24 protein-coding genes, 1 tRNA gene and 1 pseudogene are annotated in these 24240 nt (G+C 68.8%); 7 read left to right on the top strand and 19 right to left on the bottom strand.

Features of this window, described 5'->3' with window-relative positions; all coding sequences use genetic code 11:
* Nucleotides 1–93: 93 nt before the first annotated feature.
* Both ACFXOM_RS18170 and ACFXOM_RS18165 read right to left on the bottom strand, forming a co-directional pair.
* Complete coding sequence (locus ACFXOM_RS18170; protein ID WP_384937422.1) at nt 94–1479, bottom strand: hypothetical protein; 1386 nt, start codon at nt 1477–1479, stop codon at nt 94–96.
* A gap of 71 nt (nt 1480–1550) precedes the next feature.
* On the bottom strand, nt 1551–2327 hold the full coding sequence (locus ACFXOM_RS18165; protein WP_385038450.1) for a DUF4097 family beta strand repeat-containing protein: 777 nt from the start codon (nt 2325–2327) through the stop codon (nt 1551–1553).
* Nucleotides 2328–2517: 190 nt separating this feature from the next.
* Here ACFXOM_RS18165 and ACFXOM_RS18160 point away from each other — a divergent pair.
* Nucleotides 2518–2589, top strand: a tRNA-Val gene (locus ACFXOM_RS18160).
* 536 nt (nt 2590–3125) lie between these two features.
* On the opposite strand, the gene ACFXOM_RS18155 is transcribed toward ACFXOM_RS18160, so the two are convergent.
* From ACFXOM_RS18155 to ACFXOM_RS18130, 6 genes and pseudogenes are all read right to left on the bottom strand, one after another.
* On the bottom strand, nt 3126–3506 hold the full coding sequence (locus tag ACFXOM_RS18155) for a DUF6415 family natural product biosynthesis protein (protein ID WP_384948993.1): 381 nt from the start codon (nt 3504–3506) through the stop codon (nt 3126–3128).
* A gap of 88 nt (nt 3507–3594) precedes the next feature.
* Nucleotides 3595–4845, bottom strand: coding sequence for a multiprotein-bridging factor 1 family protein (locus tag ACFXOM_RS18150; protein ID WP_384937096.1), 1251 nt, complete (start codon nt 4843–4845; stop codon nt 3595–3597).
* A gap of 319 nt (nt 4846–5164) precedes the next feature.
* A complete protein-coding gene (locus tag ACFXOM_RS18145) occupies nt 5165–5710 on the bottom strand; it encodes a hypothetical protein (RefSeq protein WP_385038447.1) in 546 nt (181 codons plus the stop codon).
* Entirely contained in the window at nt 5707–7821 is a 2115-nt protein-coding gene (locus tag ACFXOM_RS18140) for a hypothetical protein (RefSeq protein WP_384937090.1), read from the bottom strand. The genes ACFXOM_RS18145 and ACFXOM_RS18140 overlap by 4 nt, the downstream gene beginning before the upstream one ends.
* 21 nt (nt 7822–7842) lie before the next feature.
* Entirely contained in the window at nt 7843–8301 is a 459-nt protein-coding gene (locus ACFXOM_RS18135) for a hypothetical protein (protein ID WP_384937088.1), read from the bottom strand.
* A gap of 205 nt (nt 8302–8506) precedes the next feature.
* A pseudogene (locus tag ACFXOM_RS18130) lies at nt 8507–8731 on the bottom strand (ATP-binding protein); the annotation flags it as partial.
* Between the two features lie 210 nt (nt 8732–8941).
* Here ACFXOM_RS18130 and ACFXOM_RS18125 point away from each other — a divergent pair.
* From ACFXOM_RS18125 to ACFXOM_RS18115, 3 genes are all read left to right on the top strand, one after another.
* Nucleotides 8942–9394, top strand: coding sequence for an Imm10 family immunity protein (locus tag ACFXOM_RS18125; protein WP_385038445.1), 453 nt, complete (start codon nt 8942–8944; stop codon nt 9392–9394).
* A 159-nt stretch (nt 9395–9553) separates the two neighbouring features.
* Nucleotides 9554–10816 (top strand): IS701 family transposase, encoded by a 1263-nt coding sequence (locus tag ACFXOM_RS18120; RefSeq protein WP_385038442.1) that lies wholly within the window; start codon nt 9554–9556, stop codon nt 10814–10816.
* 180 nt (nt 10817–10996) lie between these two features.
* Entirely contained in the window at nt 10997–12262 is a 1266-nt protein-coding gene (locus ACFXOM_RS18115; RefSeq protein ID WP_385038439.1) for an IS701 family transposase, read from the top strand.
* 164 nt (nt 12263–12426) lie between these two features.
* On the opposite strand, the gene ACFXOM_RS18110 is transcribed toward ACFXOM_RS18115, so the two are convergent.
* Nucleotides 12427–12861 carry a hypothetical protein gene (locus ACFXOM_RS18110; RefSeq protein ID WP_384948988.1) on the bottom strand — a complete coding sequence of 145 codons (435 nt, stop codon included), beginning with the start codon at nt 12859–12861 and terminating at the stop codon, nt 12427–12429.
* A 548-nt stretch (nt 12862–13409) separates the two neighbouring features.
* On the opposite strand from ACFXOM_RS18110, the gene ACFXOM_RS18105 reads away from it, so the two are divergent.
* Nucleotides 13410–14474, top strand: coding sequence for an HNH endonuclease (locus ACFXOM_RS18105; RefSeq protein ID WP_385038437.1), 1065 nt, complete (start codon nt 13410–13412; stop codon nt 14472–14474).
* Nucleotides 14475–14690: 216 nt separating this feature from the next.
* On the opposite strand, the gene ACFXOM_RS18100 is transcribed toward ACFXOM_RS18105, so the two are convergent.
* The 10 genes from ACFXOM_RS18100 to ACFXOM_RS18055 all read right to left on the bottom strand — a co-directional run bounded on the left by ACFXOM_RS18100 (nt 14691) and on the right by ACFXOM_RS18055 (nt 23133).
* Complete coding sequence (locus tag ACFXOM_RS18100) at nt 14691–15302, bottom strand: tyrosine-type recombinase/integrase (protein ID WP_384948983.1); 612 nt, start codon at nt 15300–15302, stop codon at nt 14691–14693.
* Nucleotides 15303–15378: 76 nt separating this feature from the next.
* Entirely contained in the window at nt 15379–16104 is a 726-nt protein-coding gene (locus ACFXOM_RS18095) for a dienelactone hydrolase family protein (protein ID WP_384937085.1), read from the bottom strand.
* 531 nt (nt 16105–16635) lie between these two features.
* Complete coding sequence (locus tag ACFXOM_RS18090) at nt 16636–17082, bottom strand: hypothetical protein (RefSeq protein ID WP_384948978.1); 447 nt, start codon at nt 17080–17082, stop codon at nt 16636–16638.
* A gap of 914 nt (nt 17083–17996) precedes the next feature.
* A complete protein-coding gene (locus ACFXOM_RS18085) occupies nt 17997–18737 on the bottom strand; it encodes a class I SAM-dependent DNA methyltransferase (protein ID WP_385038434.1) in 741 nt (246 codons plus the stop codon).
* Between the two features lie 626 nt (nt 18738–19363).
* On the bottom strand, nt 19364–19678 hold the full coding sequence (locus tag ACFXOM_RS18080) for a hypothetical protein (RefSeq protein WP_384937079.1): 315 nt from the start codon (nt 19676–19678) through the stop codon (nt 19364–19366).
* Between the two features lie 1062 nt (nt 19679–20740).
* Entirely contained in the window at nt 20741–21211 is a 471-nt protein-coding gene (locus ACFXOM_RS18075) for a protein-tyrosine phosphatase family protein (RefSeq protein WP_384937076.1), read from the bottom strand.
* Entirely contained in the window at nt 21208–21432 is a 225-nt protein-coding gene (locus ACFXOM_RS18070; protein WP_384937073.1) for a hypothetical protein, read from the bottom strand. The genes ACFXOM_RS18075 and ACFXOM_RS18070 overlap by 4 nt, the downstream gene beginning before the upstream one ends.
* Nucleotides 21433–21606: 174 nt before the next feature.
* Nucleotides 21607–22317 carry a hypothetical protein gene (locus tag ACFXOM_RS18065; RefSeq protein WP_384937070.1) on the bottom strand — a complete coding sequence of 237 codons (711 nt, stop codon included), beginning with the start codon at nt 22315–22317 and terminating at the stop codon, nt 21607–21609.
* Nucleotides 22318–22324: 7 nt separating this feature from the next.
* On the bottom strand, nt 22325–22936 hold the full coding sequence (locus ACFXOM_RS18060; RefSeq protein WP_384937067.1) for an RNA polymerase sigma factor: 612 nt from the start codon (nt 22934–22936) through the stop codon (nt 22325–22327).
* A complete protein-coding gene (locus ACFXOM_RS18055) occupies nt 22933–23133 on the bottom strand; it encodes a hypothetical protein (protein ID WP_384937064.1) in 201 nt (66 codons plus the stop codon). The genes ACFXOM_RS18060 and ACFXOM_RS18055 overlap by 4 nt, the downstream gene beginning before the upstream one ends.
* 438 nt (nt 23134–23571) lie before the next feature.
* Here ACFXOM_RS18055 and ACFXOM_RS18050 point away from each other — a divergent pair, with 438 nt between their 5' ends.
* Both ACFXOM_RS18050 and ACFXOM_RS18045 read left to right on the top strand, forming a co-directional pair.
* Nucleotides 23572–23763, top strand: a complete 192-nt coding sequence (locus tag ACFXOM_RS18050; protein WP_384937061.1) for a hypothetical protein — start codon at nt 23572–23574, stop codon at nt 23761–23763.
* A 131-nt stretch (nt 23764–23894) separates the two neighbouring features.
* Nucleotides 23895–24155 carry a DUF2277 domain-containing protein gene (locus ACFXOM_RS18045; protein WP_384937059.1) on the top strand — a complete coding sequence of 87 codons (261 nt, stop codon included), beginning with the start codon at nt 23895–23897 and terminating at the stop codon, nt 24153–24155.
* Nucleotides 24156–24240 lie beyond the last annotated feature (85 nt).

Genomic DNA, 24240 nt, shown 5'->3' with positions numbered 1-24240 from the left:
AGCGGTTTAGGTCCGGGGTCTGAGCGGACCAGGGAGCCGATCGGGCCTGGTCGGTGCCGACCGGGACGCGGGTGGGGCGGAGCCTTCGCCGGGTCAGCCGCGGGTGGGGCCGCCGCGCTCGCTGCGGATCTGCTCGACCACCCGGGTCACGGCCTCCCGGACCGCGTCGGTCTCCGTGAGGAAGTGCCAGTAGTCGGGGTGACGCCCGGTGAGACCCTCGACCGCGCGCTCCAGCCGGGCCACGGAGTCGTCCAGTGGGCGGGCGTGCCGCGGGTCAGGGGTGGTGCGACCGGCCATGGCCAGGCGCTGCGCGTCCCGGATGGAGAAGCGGGTGCGCTCGACCTCCTGCTGCGGGTCCTCCGCGACGGCATCGAGCCTCCGCAGCCGCTCGCCCGCGGTCGAGATCCCGTCGTCCGTGCTGTTCAACAGCGCGCGGACGGTGCCGAGCAGGGAGGTCGCATCGGCCCAGCGCTGCTCGTCGCGCGCCTTCACGGCCTCCTTGAGCTTCTCCTCGGCTCTGCGGATGTTCTCCGTGGCCTGGGCGGGTACGGGCTGCAGGTCCTGCCAGCAGCCGGCGGTGAAGCGCCTGCGCAGCTCGCTGAGGATCGGTTCCACGCCTTCGGCCCGGGTGTTCAGGGCCTGGGCGCGGGTGCGCAGGGAGACCAGTCGTTTGTCGATCTCGGCAGCGCGTTCGGGGAGCCGCTCCGCTTCGGTCCGTACGGCCTCGGCGTCGCGCACCACGCGATCCGCACGCTGCAGTGTCTCGGCCACCCCGTGGCGGCCGGCTCCCTCGTTGAGCTTGGTCAGCTCGGGGGCGAGGGCGGCGAGCCGCGCAGCGAGATCATCCGCTCGCATCCCGGAGCCCCGCACCGAATCAAGAGCATTGCTCGCAGAAAGGAGCGCCTGACGTGCCCGCTCGACCGCCGGGGCCAGCTGGGCCAGCTGGGTTTCGGCCTTCTCGAGCAGTGGCCCGAGCTGCTGCGCGAACCGCTCGAGCTCGCCCTTGACCCGGACCAACTCGTCCTTGGCCTTGGTCAGCTCCGCACGGGCGCGGGCTGCCACGGCCGGCTCGAGGTCGTCACGATCGAGGTCGTGGGCGTCGACCGCGGTGATGTAGGCGTGGCTCACCTCGTCGATCCGCTGCCCCAGCGCGGCGAACCCGTCAGCCGCCCGTCGCGCCTCCGGCGAACCGTCCACCGCGGTGATCGTCTCGATCGAGATCCGCAGGTCACGCTGCGCCGTGTCCAACTCGTAGAACGCCGCGGCGGCCGCGTCCTTCGCGGCCTGCGCGTCGGCGCGCTGGCTCTCCCCGCGCCCTCCGAACCAGCGCCGCGTACCACCCCCGGCGAACGCGCCCGGCAGAGCGGCGGCTGCCACGGCGAGCAGTGGCAGCGGTAGCACCACCAGAGCGAATACGTCTCGCGCGAGACCCAGATGCGCCTTCGCTCCGGCGTGCGCCCGCGCGTGTCTCGCCGTCACATCCCTCTCCCGTGCCGTGTCCGCCCTGCCAGACAATTCTTCCACCTGGTAGGGACGAACACACGGGCCGTTTAGTTCGCCTTCCGCACGGTGATCTCGCCGTTGTGGCTCTCGGCCTGGATGTGGCGCGGGCTGTTCTTGTCCTGCTTCACATCGACCGAGGTGTCCCCGTTTGCTGACGACGCCGTCACGTCGTAGGCCTGCGAGCCCGGCACTTCAATGGTGATCTCGCCATTGCGGCTCACACTGTCCACCGCGTCCGGCTCCCGGGCGAAGCCGAGCCGGACCGCACCGTTGGACGAGTCCGCGGACACCTTCCGCGAGGAGATCCGCTCGCCGACGACGTCACCGTTGTGGCTGGTCAGCTTCAGGGGGCCGGTGGCCTCCCGCACGGTCACCTCGCCGTTGTGGGACTGGAGCGTCAAGGAGGTGTCGAAGCCGGTCGCGAGCACGCTGCCGTTGTCCCCGAGCACGGTCACGGCGGTTCCGCGCGGCACCTTGACCACGTGGCGCGCCTCGCAGTGGGCGGAGAAGCCGTCGCACGACACTCCGAGCTCCAGGGTCCCGTCCCGCATCTCCCACGTCGGATCGGGGCCGTTCCCCATGAACACCCACCCGTCGAACTGTCGCTCCACCAGGACGTCCCGTACGTCGGCGGGGACCAGCTCGACGTCGGAGTTCTCGGCCTCGATGGTCAGGGTCTTGCTGTCCAGCCCGAACGACTTCCGCTCGACGGGCGCACCGTCCAGATCCGTGGAACCGCACCCGGCGAGCGTGGACGCTGCGAGGACGGCCGCAGCGACACCCAGCGCCGTACGGGTGCGCGTAGCGGTGCGACGAGTATCCACGTGATCATTCCCCCAGAGCTCTGACCTGCGATGTCCCCCGATCCTAAGGAGCGCGGGCCCGGGCTGGCGATCCTGCCCCCCACCGGTGCGTGGTGGGGTTTTCCCCCGTTCACCCGCCCACCCGCAGCCGCACCCCACATCTGGTTTGCCGCACCCACCCATGGGCCATGTAACCTGTTGCCTCATTCCAGGGTGCGTAGCTCAGGGGTAGAGCGCTGCTCTTACAAAGCAGATGTCGGCGGTTCGAAACCGTCCGCGCCCACGGTGGTAAGTAGCAGGTGAGAGCCTGTTTCGGCCCCTCGTTCACGATCGGACGGGGGGCCGTTTCGCGTCCGGATGCCACATGGATGCCACATCCCCACGAGTCGGCCCAGAATCCTCACTCGTTCGAGGGACGGAATGTTTCCCTCCGGCACGTAAGGTTGCCCGCATGAGAGGGGCAGGCCGTCTCCCCACGCGAGCCTGAGACGCGCCTCTCGTGATCTGCGGACGTGTGGCGGGGAGGCCCACTCCACGGGAGGAAGGCCCCTCGTCGGGATTGTCGGCTTCTTGGGTTCAGGGGGCCTTCTGGCACGGAGCAGCGGATGTGGTGCAGTGTGCCCCGTCCGCACGGTCCGCCGCAGTCCGGCGGGCGGGAGTCTGAGGGTTACCGAAGTGCGCTCTTCAACCGCTCCGCGCGGGTGGCCTGAAGCCACATGAGGTCGGTGAGCTCATCGACGATGACGTCCGTGCGAAGCGGCCCGGTCGTGGCCGGCGTCGGCCGAGCGGTCGCCGGCTTCGGGGGCTGCGTAGCGGTGCTCACGACTCGGCCCCGGCGAGGTTCTCGACGTGGTCGCACAGGGACAGCACCGACCGGGCCAGCTTCTGGGCCTGCCGGTACGCGGCGTCCGGCCCGAACCCGGGAGGCGTGGTCAACCGGCGCCACGCCTCCTCCATGCCGATCTGGGCGACCCGCGCGGGCCCGTCGCCGGGCGGCTGGCTGGCGACGAGCGTGCTGAGTTCCGGGACCAGGAGGTGGACCATCCCGCGCATCGCGACGGTCAGTTCGTCGAGCTGCGGCCGGGGCTCGCTCATTTCCAGTACACGGCGGGCGGTCACCCGCATCGTGACGAAGTCGAGCGGATCAGCGGCCAGGGCTGGGCCCGCCGTGGTGTTCGGTGCAGCATCCCGGTTCAACACGGATCGCCCCCGAGGTGTCGCGTTCAGTGACAGCAACGACCGTAGGGGCGTACCGAGGACAACAGGCGCACAAACTGTGCGCCCTTGTTCAGGCGGCCAAGAGACCAAGCCTCAAGGCCAGTTCAGACGCACGACGACGACGCGCGGGACTCTTCGCCTGCGTCTCCTCCAGCACGATCCGCTTCGCGTACCCGTTGTACTTGATCGTCTCGGGGGCGGCCTCGTGAGCCTGCGCCAGCGTCGCCAGAGCCGCATCCGGTTGCCTATCCAACTGATAGCCGCGGGCCTCCTCGATCCGATGGCGGGCCCGCCGGGGCCGGGACGGGATGGTAGCCGCGTCCGCGCGCGCAGCCTGTCGCACGGACTCGCCGCCGGAGTGCAACTCGACGGCCACAGTCACCGCGTGGGCGCCCATGACCGCGCGGGAGAACGACGTCACCGGGTGGTAGTAGTCCGCGGGCAACTGCTCAGCCATCGCCCGGGCAGTGTCCCAATGCCGCCACGCGGCTCCCGTGTCGCCGCGGCGTGCGGCCGTGTACCCGGCTTCGAAGGTGAGCGCCCCAGCGATGGCCCGGACGTCGTCGCTCGCGTCGGCGAGCAGCGGCCCGAGGTAGGCCAGGGTTTCCAGGTTCACCGCGTCGGCGGCATCGAAGTGTCCAGGTCCGCTGTCCCGGTGCGCCTGCGTCATCAGCCACGCAGCAATGCCGATCGCGTGCGGATCCTCGGACTCCTGCGCGGCGACCATCCCGCGCTCGGCGACGCGCCACAGCAGCGCCGCGTCGGGCTGGTAGGCCACGAAGAACTGCGACAGGGAATACACCTCGGCAAGCGCGGCCTGCGCGGTGCGGCGGTCCGTGGCGGTGTCGGACTGACGCACGGCCAGTTGGGCGTCCCGGATGAGATCGGGCAGCAGGGCCCCGATGACCTCGCGGTGATTCGGGGCGGAGTGCCGAGCCGACCATGCCCGAGCCAGGCGCGCCCGCAGATGCTCCGCCGACGGCGCCTCACGGTGCCCGGTCAGCGGAAAGGCGTTCACCGCGGCCTGTACGGCAGCGAGCCGCGGATGTCCGGGGCCGGTGAAAAGATCAAGGTGCACGGACTGGTCCCCTGTGAGGTCGGCGAGGTCCCGGACGCGGAGTGCCTCGGCCATGCGCAGCACGATTTCGAGTCGCGGCACCTTCAGGCGGCCCTCCTCGATGGCCCGGACCCACGAGGCGGACTTGCCCATGAGTCCGCCGAACTGGTCGCGGGTCATGCCGCGCCGGGACCGAAGAATCTTGGCCCTTTGCCCGAACGCGATCGGGTCGGCGTACGGGTCCGGGGTAGCATCGGATGGCATGGCCTTGCCCCCTCTCCTTGCAGCTCGTCACTGTCAGGGTATGGGGCAGGGCCCTTTCCATGTGAGCGGGTTCACGCTCCTGAGCTTGACGAAAGTGCCCCCTGCCCGGCCCGAAGGCCACACAGGGGGCACTCTCACACGTACTCACGTCGCTGCGGGTCCAGCCCTGCCGACTAAAGCCCACGCCACTCCGGGGACGGAGACGGAATCCGCACTCATCCCGCTCGTCTTCCCACCATCCCGCAACATCGACGTCGCCGTCACCGATTCCCTCATCCCCGCAGCATGCCGCCGCACCAGGAGCGAGGCACCATCAGGTCTACGTGACGCACCCCATCTTCTTGAGGCCCTCCGGGAGGTAGGAAGCGGCGAACGTCTCAAGCTCCTTGCGGAGCTTCTTGGTGTCCGCAGCGTCGCCTTCCAGGAAGACGTCGAGGATGTAGTTGCTCTTGTCACCACGAGCCGGACAAGGGTTCATGGAGACGAAATTTCCGTCGGCAATGACGGAATCTCCCGGAACGTAGGACTTCGCCGGCTTCTTCGAGAGTTGGCTTTCCTTCATGTGTTCGAGCACGTCGAACTTTCCCTGGTCCCGGAACTCCTCGATGAAGAGAACACCGCGCCCGTCAATGACGACGACGCACATCGCGCTCTTTTCTTCACTTTCCTGCACCTGCCCCTTGATTTCCTTACCATCCGGCAGGAGCGGCCTCAGCGAGGCCGCATCAACCGACCGACCGCACAGCGTCTCGGGGATCTCGTACGAAGATGATCCAGCGCAGCTGGAAACTCCGAGGAGCGAGACCAGCAACAGCCCAGCCCACCGGTACCTGCGAGCATGCATCCTTCTCATCACTACCGTCACGCCCCTACAGTCCCGTTGGCGGTGTCGTTGCCGTCGAAGGCAGCCGCCCCCAACTCCTTTCGCACGAGGTATTCGTCGTCTTCGTTCGACCACTTGTGGTCGGGATTGGCATCCATCCACTCCTGGGCAAGCGCCTTCAGATACGTCTGCCGGAGGGCGAAGTTATTGCCCTTCGCGTCGGAGATCTCGCCGTCGATGCGCTTCTGCTCCTCCAGCTGCCAGGCATAGGCACCGGCGTCCACCCCGCGCTGCACCGCGTCGCCCACCACAGGGATGAAGTTGGCTGCACCGCCGATCACGTGATAGCCCCACTTGGCAGGCCAGGAGGCGTCCCCCTTGTCGGTGTCGATCGCCTGGCTTCGCACCGTCTCCATGAATCCGACGGTCTGGCCCGCCCGGACCAGTTCCTCCATGGGATCGCCCTTGTGCTCGGCATGGATGTCGGTGACGATCGCCTGGTTCACGCCCTCCATGAGCAGGCCGTAGCTGTTCTGGTCCCGTGACACCTGCTTGGACACCTCGAGGAGCTCCTTGTACCTCAGCGGGCCTTCGCTGGGGTCGCCCGAGCTCGCCGTCATGTGCACGTCCTCGCCGTAGTTGCCGAGGAGCAGCGCCATGTCGTCCCGCAGCTCGGGCGGGAAGTCATCGCGCTGCGCGGCCAGGCGGCTCATCGCGCCGGTGAAGGCGTCCCGCTGGGCGTCGGTGTGCTCGTAGGACTCCAGGACGTGCGGCTCGTCGGGGTTCAGGCCGGTGCCGGCCGCCAGCATCGCCTTGCCCAGGGCGTCGCGGGACTGGACGGTCCCGTCGCCCTTGCCGTACGGGTCGTCCTCGTCGTAGTACTCGCGCTCGGTGAGGAGGTAGTCGGCCATCTCCTCGCGGTTGAACAGCTCGGTGGCGAACTCCGGGTTGTGGGAGACGGCCTTGAGGTAGCCGGCCATCGGGTCGCTGCCCGGGCCGCCGTGCTCGCCGTCCGCGTCCTGCGCGGTGTAGTCGAGCTGGGAGGCGATGAGCGGGTTGCCCCAGATGGAGGCGGGGTCGTAGTGCTTCCCCTTCTCGAAGTCGTACAGCGCCTTGCCGTAGTCGTCGAGGAAGTCGCTGTCGAACTTGCCCTTGACCATGAGGTTGCTCATGATCTGGAAGCCGTACGGCTTCACCAGGATGCCCTCGTGGCCGAACTGCTTGCTGCCAGCCGCGATGACGTCCTTCTTCCAGGCCTCCATCTCCGGCGAGTTGCTGTGCGAGGCGTTGGCCAGGGACATGCTGAGGTTTTCCTGGACGTCGCCGAGGAGCTTGGCGCGGGCGCCGTCCGGGGTGTGTCCCTGGCCCGGATCGGCGAGGTCGCGCCAGAACTGCAGGGTGCCGTCGGCGCCCAGACCGACGGCCAGGGTCTCGGTGAAGGCCGGGTTGTCCTTCTGGTACTCGAGGACCTCGTTGAAGCGGGCCAGCTTCTCCTGGCTCCACTCGTCGACGTGGCCCTTGGCGATCTCCCGGCGCCAGTACTCGGCGTCGGCCCTGCCCTGCTCGGCGTCGGCGTTCTTCAGGCTTTCGGAGCCCTCGCCGGCGAAGTCGTACTTGTTCGACGCGAGTTGGCGCAGCGCCCGGGCGGCGATGCGGTCGGTCTCGCTCGCCTCGCCCAGGATCTTGTCGATCCTGGCCTGGGCGACCTCGAGTTCCGTGTCCGTCGGCTCGTGGATGTCGGCGTCGCCCGCGACCATCGGAGGCGGGACGGAGGCGACCACGCCGCCCTTGCCGTTGACGTAGATGTTGCGCTTGGCCAGGTCGTCGACAGCGGTCTGCAGGTCCGCCTTGTGCTGGGTGAACGCGGTGTGGGCGCCGCTCAGGATCGCCAGGACGCTCTTGGCCTCGGCTGCCGCGTCCGAGAACTGCCGGGCGGTCTTGGTGACGAAGCTCCGCGTCACCGTGGCGTTGTCGCCCTTCCAGTCGGCCGCGTTGGCCTTCGTCGCCAGGTCCGAGGCACTGGCCCCGTCGTCGCCGCCGGTGGCCAGCCGCTCCAGCTTCCCGGACATGGTCCGCCAGTCGGTGATGGCGCTGTCGAGCGTGCCCAGGCGCAGGTCCCGCAGTTCGTCCACGGTCATCGTGTGCGCAGCCATGAGTGTCCGTCCCCGTTCGTTCTACTTCAGCAGGTCGTTCAGCCGTGACACGGTCATCAGTTCGCCCGTCGCGTCGCGCATGGCGGTGGCGATGTGCACCTCGTCCTTCGCGTGCTGCGCCTTGGTGAAGTCCAGGTGGTTGGAGATGTGGGCGCAGGCCTCCTTGAGCGCCTGCTGCTGGGTGTTCCAGGCGTCGTGCATCTCGGTGAGCGCCGCGCCGAGATCCAGGCCACCGTTGAAGAGGTCCACGGAGGCCTTGAAGGTGGCCGGCCGGGCGTGGTCCGCCGCGACGCGGAACTGTTCCCGCAGGTCGTAGGCGAGGTTGCCGAGCGCGCCCAGCGCGTCGTCGTGCACCACCAGGTCCGCGGACGAAGGGCCTTTACCGGTGCCGGGGTCGTCGGGAAGCCGGTTGAGCTGCATCTGCGTCGAGTTCCGCTGAACGGCTTCGGCCTTGAGCTCTTCCCACTCGTTCCAGGACATCCCGTTCCCCCGTTCGACCGGTTCTGGTGGTGTGTGTGGATTTCAGTGGTTGTGGCGGCGGCACATGGGCCACAAGCTGATCAATTCACGCCAGCAACTCTGTCACGAGGCACCTGCATCCAGTCAACTCCGGTGCGAGACGTACGGTATGTGCAGCTGTGGCCAGCGCATTCCGTTCGTTCGCCGGGAGTTGTCAGCCGAAATCTCACCAGACGGTCTCGCCCGGTCTGCGTTCGCTGACGCCCCAGTGGTCGGCCAGGGCCTCGACGAGGAGGAGACCCCGGCCGGATTCGCCGTCCGGGGTGTGGAGGGCGGGGGTGCCGTCGCCGCTGTCGGGGACCTCGACGCGAAGCGGGCCGAGGCGCTCCAGGAAGAGGTGCAGCCGGTAGCCGCGGCCGGGCGGGACACCGTGGCGAAGGGGCGTACATGCCGATCACGGTGGCGTCCCGCGCCCACACGCTCCAGTGTCACCCGAAGCCGATCGAAGCCGACGGGACTGCTGCATGATCGGGTGACAGCGGGGTTATGCAGCCAGGGCTGCGGGTGGGGTCATGATCTCTCGCCCCATGGCAGCTCCCGCCCAAAGCCGCTCCACCGACCTCATGGTATCGGCCGTTGCAGACCCTGGTAGAACACACGTGTGACCTACAGATTTACTGCGGACATCGCCTATGGGTGGCACGAGCCGGGGCCAGACATCTATGCCCTGACTGCCGGGGTTGCCGAGTCAGAAGGTGGAGAGAGCTTCGCGCTTGAGTTCCAGTGCGGCTTCGAGGAACCCGATGCGCAGAACATTCGCAACGGCTGCGACTCGTACTGCGTTGTCACCCCCGACCAGGGCACCGCGTATGGATGTGTGCGCACGGTCGAGCTGGAAGGGGACGTCCTGCGGGTCACGTTCAACCCCGATTCCCTGGAAGCCCTATTCCTGGAGGACCCGGTGGTCGAGGCAGTCCTACGTGCACCGGCCGCAGACACAGCGCGCATGATGGAGGCACTCACCCGCATCCTCACTTACGGCCGGCCGGACGCGCTCCCGATTGTGATCGGGATCAGAACTACTGGGGCGTGGCCTCATGCTCGCCACTCGTGAACAGTGACGTAGAGCACCGCTGGCGCGGGCATAAGGCCGAAGGCGATCCACTGGAAAGCGGATCCCCCCTTCTCTCCTGTCAAGCCCCTAGTAGTGCTTGGTCAGGTTCACTCGCCGGTGGCGTGTCCGTTTGATCGCTTGTTCCGTTGACCTGTTGTGATGAGTGGGGAGCTTGCCGCGGTCCGGTGTGATCTGGAGGACTTCGCGGCAGAGATGTTCGAGCCGTTCGCGCGGGCGGATCAACGCCGGTGGGGAACGGTCTATCTGCGGGGCCTGCTGCTGGACGGGCGGCGCAAGTCGGTGGAACCGATGGCCGCCCGCCTGGGCGAGGACGGCAACCGGCAGGCCCTGGCGAACTTCATCACCACCAGTCCGTGGGACGCGGCGCATGTCCGCGCCCGCCTGGCCTGGCGGATGCAGCAGGTGGTCAAGCCGACCGCGCTGATCGTGGATGACACAGGCTTCCTCAAGGACGGGGACGCCTCGGCGTGTGTGGCCCGGCAGTACACCGGCACCGCGGGCAAGGTCACCAACTGTCAGGCCGGGGTGTCCCTGCACCTGGCCTCCGACGACGCGTCGGCTGCTGTCGACTGGCGTCTGTTCCTGCCCGAGAGCTGGGATCCCGCCTCGTCCAAGGCCGATCCGGGCAAGGTGGCCCGCCGCACCACGTGCGGCATCCCCACCGACGTCGGACACGTCGAGAAGTGGCAGCTGGCCCTGGACATGATCGACGAGACCAGGTCGTGGGGCATCGACGTCCCGATCGTCGTCGCCGACGGCGGTTACGGCGATACCGCAGCCTTCCGGCTGGGCCTGGAAGAACGCGGGCTCGGCTACGCGGTCGGCATCTCCACCACGACCACCGCCCACCCGGAATCGGCACGGCCGCATACCCCGCCCTACGGCGGTCGCGGCCCTCGGCCCCAGCCGGTTTATCCCGAGGCGGCCAGGACGGTGAAGAAGCTGGTCCTCGAGGCCGGCAAGCAGACAGCCCGGCCGGTGCAGTGGCGGGAAGGCTCCCGCCCGGGCAGCGGCCGCAGCGGCGTCAAGCGCATGTACTCCCGCTTCGTGGCCCTGCGCGTGCGGCCCGCCGGACGCGAGATCCGCAAAGCCTGCGACGGCCCGGAACTGCCCGTCTGCTGGCTGCTGGCCGAATGGCCCGCCGACCAGCCCGAACCCGTCCAGTTCTGGCTGTCCAACCTGCCCGCCGACACGGCGCTGGCCACACTCGTGCGCACCGCGAAACTACGCTGGCGCATCGAGCACGACTACCGCGAGATGAAGCAGGCCCTGGGCCTGGCCCACTTCGAAGGCCGCACCTGGAGAGGCTGGCACCACCACGTCACCCTCGTCTCCGTCGCCCACGCCTTTTGCACCCTTCAGCGCATCACCCGGTCCCCAAAAGAGACGGCGCCGGCCTGAGCCTCTACCAGGTCGCCCGCGAACTGCAGCTACTCCTCGCGGTCTGGACCGGCGCCTGCCCCACCTGTCACCGCAACATGCCAGAACCGATACCGACCTGACCAAGCACTACTAGTAGTGCTTGGTCAGGTCGGTTGTGGTGGTGCGTGTCCTTTGGGCTGGGTGTGACGTTGGGAGTGTGTGACTCCGGACGAGATTGGTTTGTTGCGTGGCGAGTTGGAGGCGTTTGCGGCGGAGGTGTTCGAGCCGTTCGCGCGCAAGGACCAGCGCCGGTGGGGGCAGGTCTACCTGCGGGGATTGCTGACCGACGGGCGGCGCAAGTCCATCGAGCCGATGGCCGCCCGGCTCGGGGCTGACGGCAACCGTCAGGCCCTGGCCAATTTCATCACCACCAGTCCCTGGGACCCGGCGCATATCCGGGCCCAGCTGGCCTGGCGGATGGAGGTGGCGATCAGGCCGAAGGCCGTGGTCTTCGACGACACCGGCTTCCTGAAGGACGGGACGGCCTCGGCGTGCGTGTCGCAGCAGTACACCGGCACCGCGGGCAAGGTCACCAACTGCCAGGTCGGCGTCTCGCTCCACCTCGCGTCCGACCACGCCTCGACGGCGGTCAACTGGCGGCTGTTCCTGCCTCAGACCTGGGACCCCACCTCACCGAAAGCCGACCCCGGCAAGGTGGCCCGTCGCGCTGCCTGCGGCATCCCCGACGACGTCGGTCATGTCGAGAAGTGGCAGCTGGCCCTGGACATGCTCGATGAGACCCGCTCCTGGGGGATCGATGTGCCGCTGGCCGTCGCGGACGCCGGATACGGCGACTGCGCGGCCTTCCGGCACGGACTGCAGGCCCGCGGCCTGAATTACGTGGTGGGGATCTCCACCACCATGTCGGCACAACCCGCCGACGCAGGCCCGGTATGCGAGCCGTACTCCGGGACCGGACGCCCACCGGTGGCGAAGTACCCCGACCCTGCCCGGCCAGTGAAAGATCTGGTCATCGAGGCGGGCAGGAAGGCCGCACGGCCGGTGCAGTGGCGGGAGGGATCCCGGCCGGGCACCGGCCGCCGCGGGGTCAAGCGCATGTACTCCCGCTTCGTGGCCTTACGGGTCCGGCCCGCCGGACGCGAGATCCGCCAAGCCGCCGACGGCCCGGAACTGCCCGAGTGCTGGCTGCTGGCCCAGTGGCCCGCCGTCGAGGCCGAGCCCATCCAGTTCTGGCTGTCCGACCTGCCCTCCGACACCCCGCTGACCACACTGGTCCGCCTGGCCAAGCTCCGCTGGCGCATCGAGCACGACTACCGGGAGATGAAGCAGGCCCTGGGCCTGGCCCACTTCGAGGGCCGCACCTGGGGCGGCTGGCACCACCACGTCACCCTCGTCTCCGTCGCGCACGCCTTCTGCACCCTGCAACGACTGACCCGGGCCCCAAAAGACACGGCGCCGGCCTGAGCCTGTACCAGGTCGTCCGCGAGCCGCAGACACTCCTCGCAACCTGGACCGGCGCCTGCCCCACCTGCCGCCGCGACATACCCACCCGCGCACCAACCCGACCAAGCACTACTAGGGCCGAGATGACATCAGTGGCCGACACCAACAGCAACGTACCGAGGCGATCAGAGGTGGACCTCAGCGAACCGTTCATCCGCGAGTATGCCGGAGCGATTGAGGTGGATCATGCCCCTGACCGACCCGACAAGGATGAGCACAGACCTCAAAGCCTTGGCCTCGTACAGGCTCCGTCCCTCTCGTCGGCCGGCGTCGCCCATCGCCTTAAGCGGGCCAGGACGGCGTATCCGCGTCGTCTGGTTGTTCATGGGCGGACAAGCTGGTTCCGCCCGCTCCAGTACGACCCCAGGGCGGTGCCAAATGAGGTAGCGGTCCTCGCGGCGCAGTTCGGCGGAGCCCCACTCGATGCGCATGACGCCCTGAGTCATGGAGCAGGCATAGGCGATGAGCACGAGCTTGACGTCCTCTGACAAAAGGAAGAGGTCGGGGTGGGGTTCTTGTTCGTCCAGCTCGTCGAGGCCCAGTTCGAAGGCTTGTTGCATCGGCTCGGGGCCGTGCCGGCGTATGAGGTCGGCTCGGAAGCCTGTGGCGCGGCGCAGTCGTGCCGCCGTGACGGGGACGTCCTTCTTCGCGGTAGCGGAGCGGATAGATCACGTGGTCGCCAAGGACCATGAGCGTTCGTCCCTGTAAGCGCACAGGCGTAGCCGCGGGAAGTGAGGCGAGGCCCACTTCCAGTTCCTCATACTGCGCGGCGTACAAGCCGTGTCCGTATGCCTCGAGCGTCTGGGTTTGTACTCCCTCGTGGCCGCTACGCGCTCGGGCATGAGCTCGAACCAAGCTGGCGGGGATCAGGCCGACCAACGGGCCTGCTGCGTCGCCGAAGGCCCCCTCGGGCCACCCTGTCACGGTTGCCATGGCACCGCCCTTCCCCCATGTGGCACCTGAGTGCCGAGCAGCATTCAACGAAACCGTGCAGGCTGGGGTGTGAGCCGCGCAAGAGAGCATCCGGCGCATGACCGGGTGCACAGTGCCCAGCATTGGTTGCGCCGGATGGCAAGTGACCGTCAGCGGGGGGCCGTACGCTGCCGACATGCGCAGAGGAGCAATTACACGGGGATCCGTGCTCAAGGCCATCGCGGAGTACGACGAGTTGGGACGGGATGCATTCCTGGCGAAGTATGGCTTCGGCGAGGCTCGCTCGTACGTCATGGCGCACGACGGGCGGGAGTACGACTCCAAGGCCATAGCAGGCGTGGCGCACCTGTGGGATCAGGGGCGAGTCCTCAAGCCTGACGAGTTCAGTGGCGGCAAGGAGCACGCCGCGGCGTGGCTGAAGCGGGCTGGTTTCCAGGTCAAGACCGTGAAGAACCCCGACTGGGCTCGGGACGAAGTCATCCTCGCCTGTCAGCTCGTGATGGAGAACGGTTGGAAGGGGCTGGACGCTCAGGATGGCAGGGTGGTCGAGCTGTCAGGCCTGCTCCAGTTGCTTCCCCTCCACGCCGAGGCAGAGCGCAACGAGAAGTTCCGCAACCCCAACGGAGTGGCGCGCAAGACGTTCGACATCGCCACGCGGCATCCGGAGTACCAGGGTAAGCCCACCAACGGCGGCGCCCTCGACGTTGCGGTGCTGATGGAGTTTCTTGCCCGGCCTCACGAGATGACAGAGGTCGCTCGGCTCATCCGGCAGGGCATCGCGGCCGGCGAACTGCAGAGCCTTGCGCCGACTGAGGACGAGGAGTTCGACGACGACTACAGCGCCCCTGAGGGGCGGTTGCTGATGCGACGGCATCAGGCTCGCGAGCGGAACAAGAGCCTGCGGAAGAAGAAGATTGCTTCCGTGATTCAGCGTGGTGGACGGCTGGCATGCGAGGCGTGCGGGTTCGACTTCGAGGAAGTCTACGGTGACCGCGGTGCTGGGTACATTGAGTGCCATCACGTCGTGCCGTTGCACGAAGCAGGCGAAGGGCGGACCAAGCTCAGCGATCTCGCCCTCATATGTGCCAACTGCCATCGAATGATCCACCGGCGTGCACCATGGCCGACCCCTGCGGAGCTGCGGGACTCCATCGAGCAAAAGCATGCAGCTGACAGGCGTGCCGCGGAAGTCATTGCACGACCACGCAGGGCGGCTGGCGAGCAGATGCTGAACCCGTGATCTGACATCCATTGCTGACATCAACATCGGCGCACAGAGGCAGTCTCGGAGGGCTGTGGGCGGCAGCCGTCGCCGGGGCCGCCAGGGTACTCAGCCGCCATCGGGCGAACTTACAAAGCAGATGTCGGCGGTTCGAAACCGTCCGCGCCCACCAGTGCAAAGGCCCCGGCAGCGGCTCGCTGCGGGGGCCTTTAACGGTAATGATTGACGGCAGTCTCACTCGCGACGGCGCCGACGGAGCAGCCGGTCCATGTGCCCCATCGCCTCCCTCCGGCGCTCGTCGGAGACGTGAGTGTGGACCTTCATCGTGACGGCGATCTGCGAGTGCCCCAGGATCTCCATCACCACCCGCGCCGGCACTCCTACGGCGAACAGGAGGGTGGCGCACCCGTGCCGGGCGTCGTGCAGCCGGATCCGGGGGAGCCCCGCCGCCTCCGTGATGCGCTGGAACGAGCGGCTGAGGTTCATCGGCTCGACCGTGTAGCCGGTACGGGTCGTAAAGACGTAGTCACCGTCCTGCCAGCCCTGCCCCGGTGTGTCCCGCTGTGCGGCCTGCCGGAGGTGCTGCCAGCGCAGCGGCGGCACGCACATGAGGGGGAGCGGGAGGACGCGGGGCCGGCGGTTCTTCGTGGAGTCCGCGTACAGCTTGTTCCGTACTCGCTGGGTCTGGTTCCGCACGGTGAGCGTGCGTCGCTCCAGGTTGATGTCCGACCAGCGCAGCCCCAGAACCTCCCCACGGCGCAGCCCGAGGGCCACGGCCGGCTGCCGGCTGCCGGCTGCTCGTCGGTCCCTCGTGGTGTCGGGGCTCGAGGAACATCCGTTGCGCATCCTTCGGTCGGTCAGACGAAGCTTCTGCTGACCGGTAAGCGCTGGTCAGCGGATGCCCGAGTTTGGACTGACCAGATCACTCCGTCACGGGCAGGCACTCGGCGAGCAGGTCGACGACGTCGTGCCAGGCTCGCTGCGCATGCCGTGGGTGGTATGCGACGCCAGGGAGTACGGTGTGGTCGACCGGCGGATGGTGGAAGGCGTGCAGGGCTCCGCCGTAGACCACGAGGCGCCAGTCGACGCCCGCGGCCTGCATCTCGGCTGTGAATGCGTCCCGTTGCGCGGGCGGCATGATCGGGTCTTCCGACCCGACCCCGGCCCACACCGGGCAGCGGATGCGCGCCGCCTCGCCCGGCCGGCCCGTGGTCAGCCCGTTGACGGTCCCGATCGCGCGCAGGTTGACGCCGTCGCGCCCGAGTTCCAGCGCGATCGCGCCGCCGGTGCCGTAGCCGACGGCGGCGATCCGGTCGGGGTCGATCCGCGGTTCGGCGCGCAGCTCGTCGAGCGCCGCGTGGCCGATGCCCCGCATCCGGTCGGGGTCGGCGAGCAACGGCATGCAACGGGCCAGCATCTCCTCGGGGTCGCCCACATAGCGCCCGCCGTGGAGGTCGAAGGCCAGCGTCACGTACCCCAATTCGGCGAGGGCATCGGCCCGGCGGCGCTCGACGTCGCTGAGCCCCGGGCCCTCGGGTCCAAGCAGCACCGCGGGCCTGCGGTCGATACCGGCCGGGAGTGCGAGGTGCCCGATCATCGTCAGACCGTCGGCCATGTACTCGACCGTGCGCGTTGTAACCGTCGTCATGAGACTGGACAGTAGTGATCGTCGAGCCCGGTCGAGCCGAGGTTCACCGCTGGCAGAACAGCGCGAGTGCCCCTCTGGCCGCGCCAGAAACCGCTGAAGATACGGATGTTTCTCGGCTGCCGTGTCCGTGGGACGTCGACTGCAGGAGCCGATCGTGCCTAGCGCTGGTTGCCTCGGTAGCGGAGTGACCTTGTTTTCTGCTCCGATCCGAGCACGTAGGCGCTCGATCTCCTGACGTTGTGCGGCGATGCGAAAGAGTGCTCGCTGCTTGAACTCGGTCAACTCGGGGTTTTGCATGTTGCGTTCGACGACCCGTGCCTTGAGTTCGCCCACGTTGGCTTTGAGTCGATCGATCTGTGCGGCTCTTGGGTCGACGATCTCGCCGGCCGTTTCGAGGGCTTGCATGCGGCGGCTGAATTCGTTTCGGCCGACAGAGAATTCCGCGGAGGACGTGGCGGCGTTCGCGGCCGAGCTGCTGAGGAACGGGTATAGGGCGGCGTGCTGGCGAGCGGGCTCGCAGATCTGCGAGGTTCAGTCGAGGTCCCCGGTCTCCTCTAGGTGCGACGCGAAGGCAGCGGCGATGCGCGGGCGGGTGGCATCCGGGACGGGCGTGTCCGGAAGTTCGGCCTCGAGGCCCCACTCCGTGTTGAACATGACGGTCATGCCGGCCGGTACCACGTTGTTCCTGAGCCAGACGGCAAACCTGGCCGCCGAGTGCACAGTGCAGTCCTTGACAGACACGCCCTCGGGTGACAGCAGTGCCATGCCCTTCATCTGCTCGTCGTCCAGGGTGATGCCGAAGTGCATCGACGATCCGCTGACAGGTCCGTCGGAGCCGTCGTCGATGCGGATGAACTCCTCGGGATTCCGCGCACGCAGTTTGGCTGCCAGGCTCTCGTATGTCAGGCCCCAACTCTGCTCACTCGGCGGGGTGAAGACGTACATGGTGCGGAGTTCAGCGATTTCTTCCGGTTCCATCGTGGTGCTTCCTGTGCTGCCGAGGTGGCGGCGCAGCATCGTAGCGATCCGGACGGACAACGACGCATCGGGCTGAAAGGAAGCGTGACCCAAGTCGGGCACTTCGGAGTCGGTGCTGCAAAGGTGAGCTCGACATATGTGGAGAGACGGTGCATCAACGCCATGGGGGTGGAGCGTGCACCGGCAGGTGGAGCTTCCGCTTCCCCAGGACCTACTCGGTGGCGCTTGCGGGCCGTCGGGATTCCACCGACATGGCGCGGCAAGCCGTCCTCGTCGGCCGGGGCATGAGTACGGGTACTCATGCCCCCGAGCCTCTCGTCGAGCATGCTGTGGGCTCCACGAAGGACCGACAGGGGAGCTTGAGTGAGGCCTACCAAAGTGGCTCTGGCTATGACAACGCTGGCAACTTTCGGGTTAGCGGTCGCAGGCGCGGGGACCGCTGCCGCGGAGGGGGATGTCCTGCTGCCACATCCTGGACCCGACGGCCTGGTGTGGGTAGAGGAACGAACGGGAGACGGCGGCGTCGTGTCGGGTGGTGCGCACCAGGGGCTGCCGACCGTTCTTACGGTGGCATGCGAAGGCGGCGGTAGCGTACGGGTGACGATGGAGTCGCAGCAGGTAGAGGTAGCAGCGTTTACGGTTGATTGCCCCATCGCGGCTGCCGGGGTCGGCTCCCTGACCATGGAAGCCGGAGTAGTCCGCCCCGGCTCCTTCTCCGTGGCAGTCGACGCTTCGGCGCAGACGATTCGATGGGCGCTGACGGTGACGCAGCCGGAGTAGCACCCCCGTTCCGTTCGGCCCGGCACACGTCGTGCCGGGGGCGGAGAGCAAGTCGACGACGTTGGGGGAGAGCGTGTCGCGCTCTCCCCTTCCGTGCCCGAGGCGTGCCAGATCGAGAGGCTAGCCACCCGGCCTCAGGTCGGCTTGCGCCACACGGAGATGTGCTTCGCGGAATCCTGGGTGAACGGCGTCCCTTCCCAGTCCGCGACGCGCCGTTCCAGCTCGAGCCCGGCGAGCCTGGCCATCAGGTCGAGCTCCGCCGGCCAGGCGTACCGGTGCCGGGAGTTGCCGCGGCGGTAGTGGCCGTCGTCACCGTCGCGGGTGAAGTGGTGCGAGACGAGAACCTGCTCGACCAGGTCGAAGGTGTCGAAGCCGAGATGCTGCTCGGAGACGTCGAACGGCACTGCGACCTGGCCGGGCGGCAGGAACCGCAGCGGGGGCACGCCCACCTCGATGACGAACCGGCCGCCGGGCCCCAGATGACGTGCGGCGTTGCGGAAGCACTCGACCTGTTCGTCCTGCGTGAGCAGGTTCGTGATGGTGTTGTACACGAGGTAGACCAGGGTGAATTCGCCGGGGACGACGGTCGTCGCCATGTCCCCGATAGCGACCGGGAGCGTGCCCTCGTCGATCTTGCGCCGCAGGACCGCTGCCATGTGTTCGGACAGTTCGATGCCCACTACCGGCACGCCGCGTTCTCGGAGGGGAACGCCCACGCGTCCGGTTCCGATGGCGAACTCCAGTGCCGGGCCGTCTCCGGCGAGCTCGGTGAGGAAGGCGAGAGTCGGTCCGAGAACGGCGGCCGAGGACATCTCGGTCTCCTCGGTGTCGTAGCGGTCCGCCGTCGCACGGGTCCACAGCTCACTGCTCGTCATGGGCGACCACTGTGCCGGGTGCGGAGGGGTGCCGTCGACGCATTTTGCCTTCCACCGGCTCCGTTTGCACGGTTCGGGGCGGGGACGTACGGACCCCTCAGGGCGCCGTCCGGCTCGGGGAGCGAGCGTTCACGGCAGTCGTGCGGTCGTTCTCCTCGGCGCAGCGTGCACTGCCCACGGCTCGGCCGCGACGTCCGAGCTGTGTGGACCAACCGGAAGTGGTTCATGCGGTGTTGGCGGAGGCCGGGGGCTTTCGAAGGATCGGCGGGCGCCTCCGGGCAGCGGTGCGGGCCAGTCGTAAGGGGCCGATGACGCCGGGCGCTCCCAGCAGGGGAGGCGGCGGGCCAGGCCGACTCGTCAGCGGATGTCGGCTTCGCCACTGCCCGCGCCCACCGGCACGAGGCACGCCGAAGGCCCAGGCCGCCGGTGCTGAACCGGAGGCCTGGGCCCCATGGTTGGTGCTGCGGGTGGTGCAGTGGCTGGCGGACTCACTGCCGTGAGAGGCGGCCGGATCGGAGCGGAACCAGCCACGGAAGTACCCGACTCTTCAGTCATGTGGCCGAGGGCGCACGGAAGACGCCGGGAGGGGTGCCCTCCCGCAGGGCGGAAGGGCACTCCCGAGAAGGTCAGCGGTGGTTGTGACCCCAGCGGTCCCAGCGGTGGTGGCCCCAGCGGCCGTCGTGCCGGTGGTCCCGGCGGTGGTGGCCCCAGCGGCCGTCGTGCCGGTGGTCCCGGCGGTGGTGGCCCCAGCGGCCGTCGTGCCGGTGGTTCCCGCGGTGGTGGTCCCAACGGCCCCCGCGGTCGTCGTTGTGGCCGTGACCGCGGTCGTGCACGGCGTGAGACACCACCGAGGGCAGGGTGGCGGCGCTCGCGCCGGTGGCTCCGCACAGCAGGACGGTGGCGGCGACGCCCAGCGCGGCGGCAAGACGGGAAACGCGCATTCCGTACTCCTTTCACGGCAGGTGCCTGATGCGCCTGCCTGGGTCGGACTCGTTGATGTTGACATCCGAAATGCTCTGGAAAGTCCGAGCCATCACCAAAGGCACCTCATGTAGGGAAAAATCGTTTGGTCGGGAACTGGCATCCGGCGTGTCGGCGTCACGCGCGCACATGTGCCGGGGGCCCGCCTCGTCCGTCAGGGTGAACCGGTACCGCACGAGCTTGCCGAACGCGCCTCCTGGGCACCCACCTCTTCGCGAGCACCTCAACCGGCGGCGACTCCCGCGCCACTCGTGCCGCGCGTTCTGCAAACCCCGGTCCGGCACGTGCGGGGAAGCGCCAGCAGCACGGGCCCTCCGCGGACGGGAAGTCGTCGATTCGGCAGCAGCACGGTGACCGACAGGGACCGCCGGAACCGGGGTACGTCCCGCCCGTACAGCGCATCGACGGGCGCGGGCCCGCGCCCGATTCCTCAGCCACCGCGACGGGACGCAGCACCGTCGGAGCCGTTTCCCGGCGAGCCGCCACCGCGAAGGAGATCGGCGTCCGTGCGGTGCCCCGTTCGACCACCGACCGCCTCCGGACCGAGGCCGGGTGCACCGGGGATCACGAGTGCGGGAGTCGGCGTCCTGCGGCGGCCAGGGTCACCTCGGTGTCGTCGCTCCACGAGCAGATCTCCCGCACGACAGGTCGTCGCCCTCGGTGAAGAGCAGGATCCCTCCCGGGCGCTCCCGGGCTCGGTCACGGGCCGCGCCGCGACCGCCTCGACCGTCCCCGTACTGTTCGGCGCCGTCTCCACCCCGGCTCGTGTCGATCTCGAAGGAGGAGGTACCGCAACCGCACGTGCAACGTGATCCGACCACAACGCTCTCCGGAATCGGCTTCCGGTGCACTTCCCGCACCGGCTCACCTCCCGTGGGTACGGCCGCGGCACTTCGGTCACGTCCGGCTGAAGGTTCGCGAGCACCGCTGCACGTGGCCGACCGGTGCCGCGCGCCCGGGCCACGGGGATCGTCGTGCGGCAACGGGGCCGCGGGGCGGACACCCGGTGCCGCCGGGGGCGTTCAGGGTGCCCGGTCCTCGGGCCCGCGGTCGAACCGGCGGACGTACCGCTTCTGCCACGGCACCTCGACGGCCCGCGGGTGGTAATGCCTCCGCACGAACGACACCGCCGTGTCGGGAGCCACACCGTCCAGGACGGCGAGGCAGGCCAGTGCCGTGCCGGTGCGCCCCCGACCGCCACCGCAGGCGACCTCGACGCGGCCGGTGCCCGCACGCGTCCACGCCTCCCGCAGGACCTCGTGGGCCTGGGCGGGGTCATGCGGCAGGTGGAAGTCGTGCCAGCGGAGCCAGTGCGACTCCCACGGGACCTCGGGAGGCCGTTTGCCCAGCAGATGGACCGCGTACGTGGGTGTGGGACCGGACGGGAGGGGGCGGCGCAGGGCGCGGCCGCGGACCAGGCGGCCAGAGGGCAGACGGAGCACTCCGGGAGCGCCCGGCTGCCAGGGGGCGTCCGGGCGGAGGGTGTGCGTCATGCCCCCAACGTAGCCGAGGGGGTGGTACGGGAGGTCGGGTTCTCGGCGGGCTGCCGGGGTGTGCGACGGACGGCGGTGTCCAGTCCCGTGGGGTCGCCGCGCAGGCCGTCGTCGAGGTCGTCGAGGTCGTCGAGGAAGGACGGGGCGGTGTCGCCGCGACCACCCGCGGGGCCGCGGCAGCCGACTGCTCGGAGCCGGCCGCCGGGTGGCGGTCGGTCCACGGCGGCGTCCCGTAGTCCGGGCCGCCAGTGGCCCGTTTGCCCCTCCCGCGGCGTGTCCGGACCCTCGCTGCTGAGTGGGGCGACGGGTTACCGGGCGCTCCGCCGTCCCGGAGCGACCGGTGGCCCGTTGATCGCGGTGCCCCGTGGCCCGGGCTGGCCGGTGCCACGGGTTTCTCAACGCGCCACCGTGACCAGGTCCTTCACCTGACCAGCGAGCGCGGCGCTCGGCCGGGGGATGGTGCCGAAGCCGTCGAGTTCGTCCGCGTCCAGGTGGTCGACCGTGGCCCGGACGGCGTCCTCCGGCACGAAGGCGTCGTCGTCCGCCGCCCCGAAGCGCGCCGTGACGCCGCCCCGTGCGGCTCCCGGATCGAGGGCTGCGTGCGGCACGGGCCTGAACTGGTCACGGGCGTCCGTCTCCAGCGCGGCGATCTGGGCGGCCCAGTTCTGCGCATCCCGCATCTCGCCGCGGCGCAGGTGCAGCAGGTGGAGGCAGAGCGCGCTGGTGGCGTTGCCCGCGCCGGCTGCGAACTGCCACCAGAACTGGGCGCCTTCCTCCGCGTCGGCCAGGTCGAGCAGGCAGGCGAAGGCGAGTGCTCCGCCGGGATCGCGGTCGTCCTCGAAGCGGGCGATGTACCCGGCGGCCTCCCGGTTGGTGATGACGTTCTGGGAGAGCGACCACAAGCGGTTCCTGGCCTGTTCGTGGAGCCCCACGCCGGGGCGCGCCCACGGGGACGCGCCGCCGGAGAGGAGCTGCACCCAGCGCGCGTCGGCGAGGTCCTGCGCCAACCGTCGGCGTGAGGCCTCGAGTTGTTCGCGCGAGTAGTCGCCCTCGAAGACCCGGGCTCTGGCGAGGGCCTCCTCGACGTCGCGGGGGCCGCGTGGCATAGGGATGTCACTCCTCATCGTCGATGTCCACTTCCACGTCCAGGGACAGCTCGGCCGCCAGCCGACGTTTCGCGTTGCAGCGCAACGTCCGCACGGTGGCCGGGGTGATGCCCATGACCGCTGCCGTGTGCTTCGTGGTGTAGCCCAACGCGTAGCGCAGGAGGACCACGTCGAACTGTCGCTCCGGGAGACGGGTCATCGCCCGGTAGAGACCGATGCTGTGCTCCAGTTCGTCGACCTGTGCACGGAAGTGTTCGCGGAAGGTGCCCATGACGGCGTCCGTGGCAGCACGTATCGCTCGGGCGAACGCCAGTGTCTCGGGGCCGGCGGACGGGCGTCCCGTGACGGTCAGTTCGGTGGCCACCCGCTCTTTGTGCAGGGCCCAGGCGTCGGCCTCGACGTTTCCCTGTCGGGTGAAGTGCTGCCAGTTGAAGGCCAGATAGAGGAACGTGCCGTGGACGAGTTCGTCGGCCGCCTTCCAGTCGCCCAGTTGGATGCGCGCGTATTCGAAGTACGGCCGGTGGTACTGGGTGTGGAACGCCCGGAAGGGCGGTGGCATGGAGTTGACGAGCCCCAGCATCGCGCGCCTGTTCCCGTCGTCGGACTGCTGGCTGCTCACGCGCGGCCTCCGTCGTCGGGCCCGCCGGCATCGGGGAGTGCCGTCGGAAGTGCGGGGTGGTGCTGGTCGATCAGGGTGGCGGTTCCCACGCGTACGCCCGCGCCGAGCAGGCGCCGCATGAGCGCCCGGACATCGGGCGCGTACGCCCTCGCGGCGGCCGCTGAGGCCAGCACGAGGGCGGCTTCGTCGAACTTCACTTCGGTGCAGTCCCATCGTCGGCGGTCGGTCGGCGCTCGGATCCCCGCGGTTGACACACGCCCGGGCGCCGGGAGCTTCATTGCTCGTGCGGACAGCAAAGCGGTTCCGTACCGCGAAACGTGGAGGCGCCTGACGATGAATATCTGGCGGACAGCGACCAGGCGGTTACAGGAATTCCCTCGAGATGTTTGCAATCTTTGATCTCCGAGTGTCATCGCGTCGTACGTACTGGCGAGTCACGTCGGGTCACCTGCAAGCCGTCCCGGAGGGGTCGGGTGGCGTCACTCTTTGCGCAAACTCTGGGCAGTGATGGGAGGTTCGCCCCGTGTGACCGACGCCATATTCGGCATATGAACCTGGCATTCGCGGGAGTGGTATCCGTCACCGAGCCGCCGTACCGGTCACGAATGTCGGTCCTGCCCCGTAGCCTTATGGGTATGTCCCCCAACGTTCGCGAGCTTGGTTCCGTGCGGTCCGCTGCCGTGGTGAATGCGGAGATTCGTGCGCTCTGGGAGCGGTCGGGGAAGCGGCTGTCCGCCGGGGACGAAGCCCGCTACCAGCAGTTGCTGGTGGAGTGGGCGGCGGCCGTCGGGTCCGGTGGGGCGGGGTCCGTCGCCGACGCCGCCTGACGTACGAAGGTCCGGGGGCGTCTCCCCGTCCGGCACCGGGTCCCGCCCGGTCCTGCCCGGTCCCGTTCGGTTCTGCGCCCGCCTGGCGCCGGTTCGCGGGGGTTGTCAGTGGTGTGGTTCACACTGGAGGCATGTGCCGCAGCATCAAGACCCTCCGACCGCCCGTCCTCCCCGAAGAAGCCACTGAGGAGGACATCAGGGCCGCAGCCCTGCAGTTCGTGCGCAAGGTGTCCGGGTTCCGTGCGCCCGCTGCCCACAACCGGGAGGTGTTCGAGCGCGCCGTGGACGAGATAGCGGACGCCACCCGACGGCTCCTCGACGGGCTGGAGGTGCGCGGCGCGGCAGGCGCCGGGCGGAGGGCTACGCGGGTCCCGGCGCCGGACGCTGCCTAATGCTGTTGTCAAGCTACGAGACGAAGAGGTGGCCGGGCCTCGTAGGGGCGTTGGTCGCGCAGGATGGCGTAGAGAACGTTGATCT

Origin of the sequence: Streptomyces sp. NPDC059169, from assembly GCF_042755225.1 — a bacterium.
In the GTDB taxonomy this organism is placed as follows: Bacteria; Actinomycetota; Actinomycetes; order Streptomycetales; family Streptomycetaceae; genus Streptomyces.
The sequence above is the reverse complement of the archived record's forward strand: the minus strand, read 5'-3'. Positions and strand labels throughout refer to the sequence as shown.

Coding starts and splice junctions, on each gene's coding strand:
- ACFXOM_RS18050 (WP_384937061.1), top strand. CDS start 23,572: ATGTCCCCCAACGTTCGCGAGCTTGGTTCCGTGCGGTCCGCTGCCGTG.
- ACFXOM_RS18100 (WP_384948983.1), bottom strand. CDS start 15,302: ATGCGCAACGGATGTTCCTCGAGCCCCGACACCACGAGGGACCGACGA.
- ACFXOM_RS18120 (WP_385038442.1), top strand. CDS start 9,554: ATGAGTGGGGAGCTTGCCGCGGTCCGGTGTGATCTGGAGGACTTCGCG.
- ACFXOM_RS18090 (WP_384948978.1), bottom strand. CDS start 17,082: ATGGAACCGGAAGAAATCGCTGAACTCCGCACCATGTACGTCTTCACC.
- ACFXOM_RS18080 (WP_384937079.1), bottom strand. CDS start 19,678: ATGCGCGTTTCCCGTCTTGCCGCCGCGCTGGGCGTCGCCGCCACCGTC.
- ACFXOM_RS18075 (WP_384937076.1), bottom strand. CDS start 21,211: ATGACGCACACCCTCCGCCCGGACGCCCCCTGGCAGCCGGGCGCTCCC.
- ACFXOM_RS18085 (WP_385038434.1), bottom strand. CDS start 18,737: ATGACGAGCAGTGAGCTGTGGACCCGTGCGACGGCGGACCGCTACGAC.
- ACFXOM_RS18140 (WP_384937090.1), bottom strand. CDS start 7,821: ATGGCTGCGCACACGATGACCGTGGACGAACTGCGGGACCTGCGCCTG.
- ACFXOM_RS18095 (WP_384937085.1), bottom strand. CDS start 16,104: ATGACGACGGTTACAACGCGCACGGTCGAGTACATGGCCGACGGTCTG.
- ACFXOM_RS18110 (WP_384948988.1), bottom strand. CDS start 12,861: ATGCAACAAGCCTTCGAACTGGGCCTCGACGAGCTGGACGAACAAGAA.
- ACFXOM_RS18105 (WP_385038437.1), top strand. CDS start 13,410: ATGCGCAGAGGAGCAATTACACGGGGATCCGTGCTCAAGGCCATCGCG.
- ACFXOM_RS18045 (WP_384937059.1), top strand. CDS start 23,895: ATGTGCCGCAGCATCAAGACCCTCCGACCGCCCGTCCTCCCCGAAGAA.
- ACFXOM_RS18135 (WP_384937088.1), bottom strand. CDS start 8,301: ATGTCCTGGAACGAGTGGGAAGAGCTCAAGGCCGAAGCCGTTCAGCGG.
- ACFXOM_RS18150 (WP_384937096.1), bottom strand. CDS start 4,845: ATGCCATCCGATGCTACCCCGGACCCGTACGCCGACCCGATCGCGTTC.
- ACFXOM_RS18065 (WP_384937070.1), bottom strand. CDS start 22,317: ATGCCACGCGGCCCCCGCGACGTCGAGGAGGCCCTCGCCAGAGCCCGG.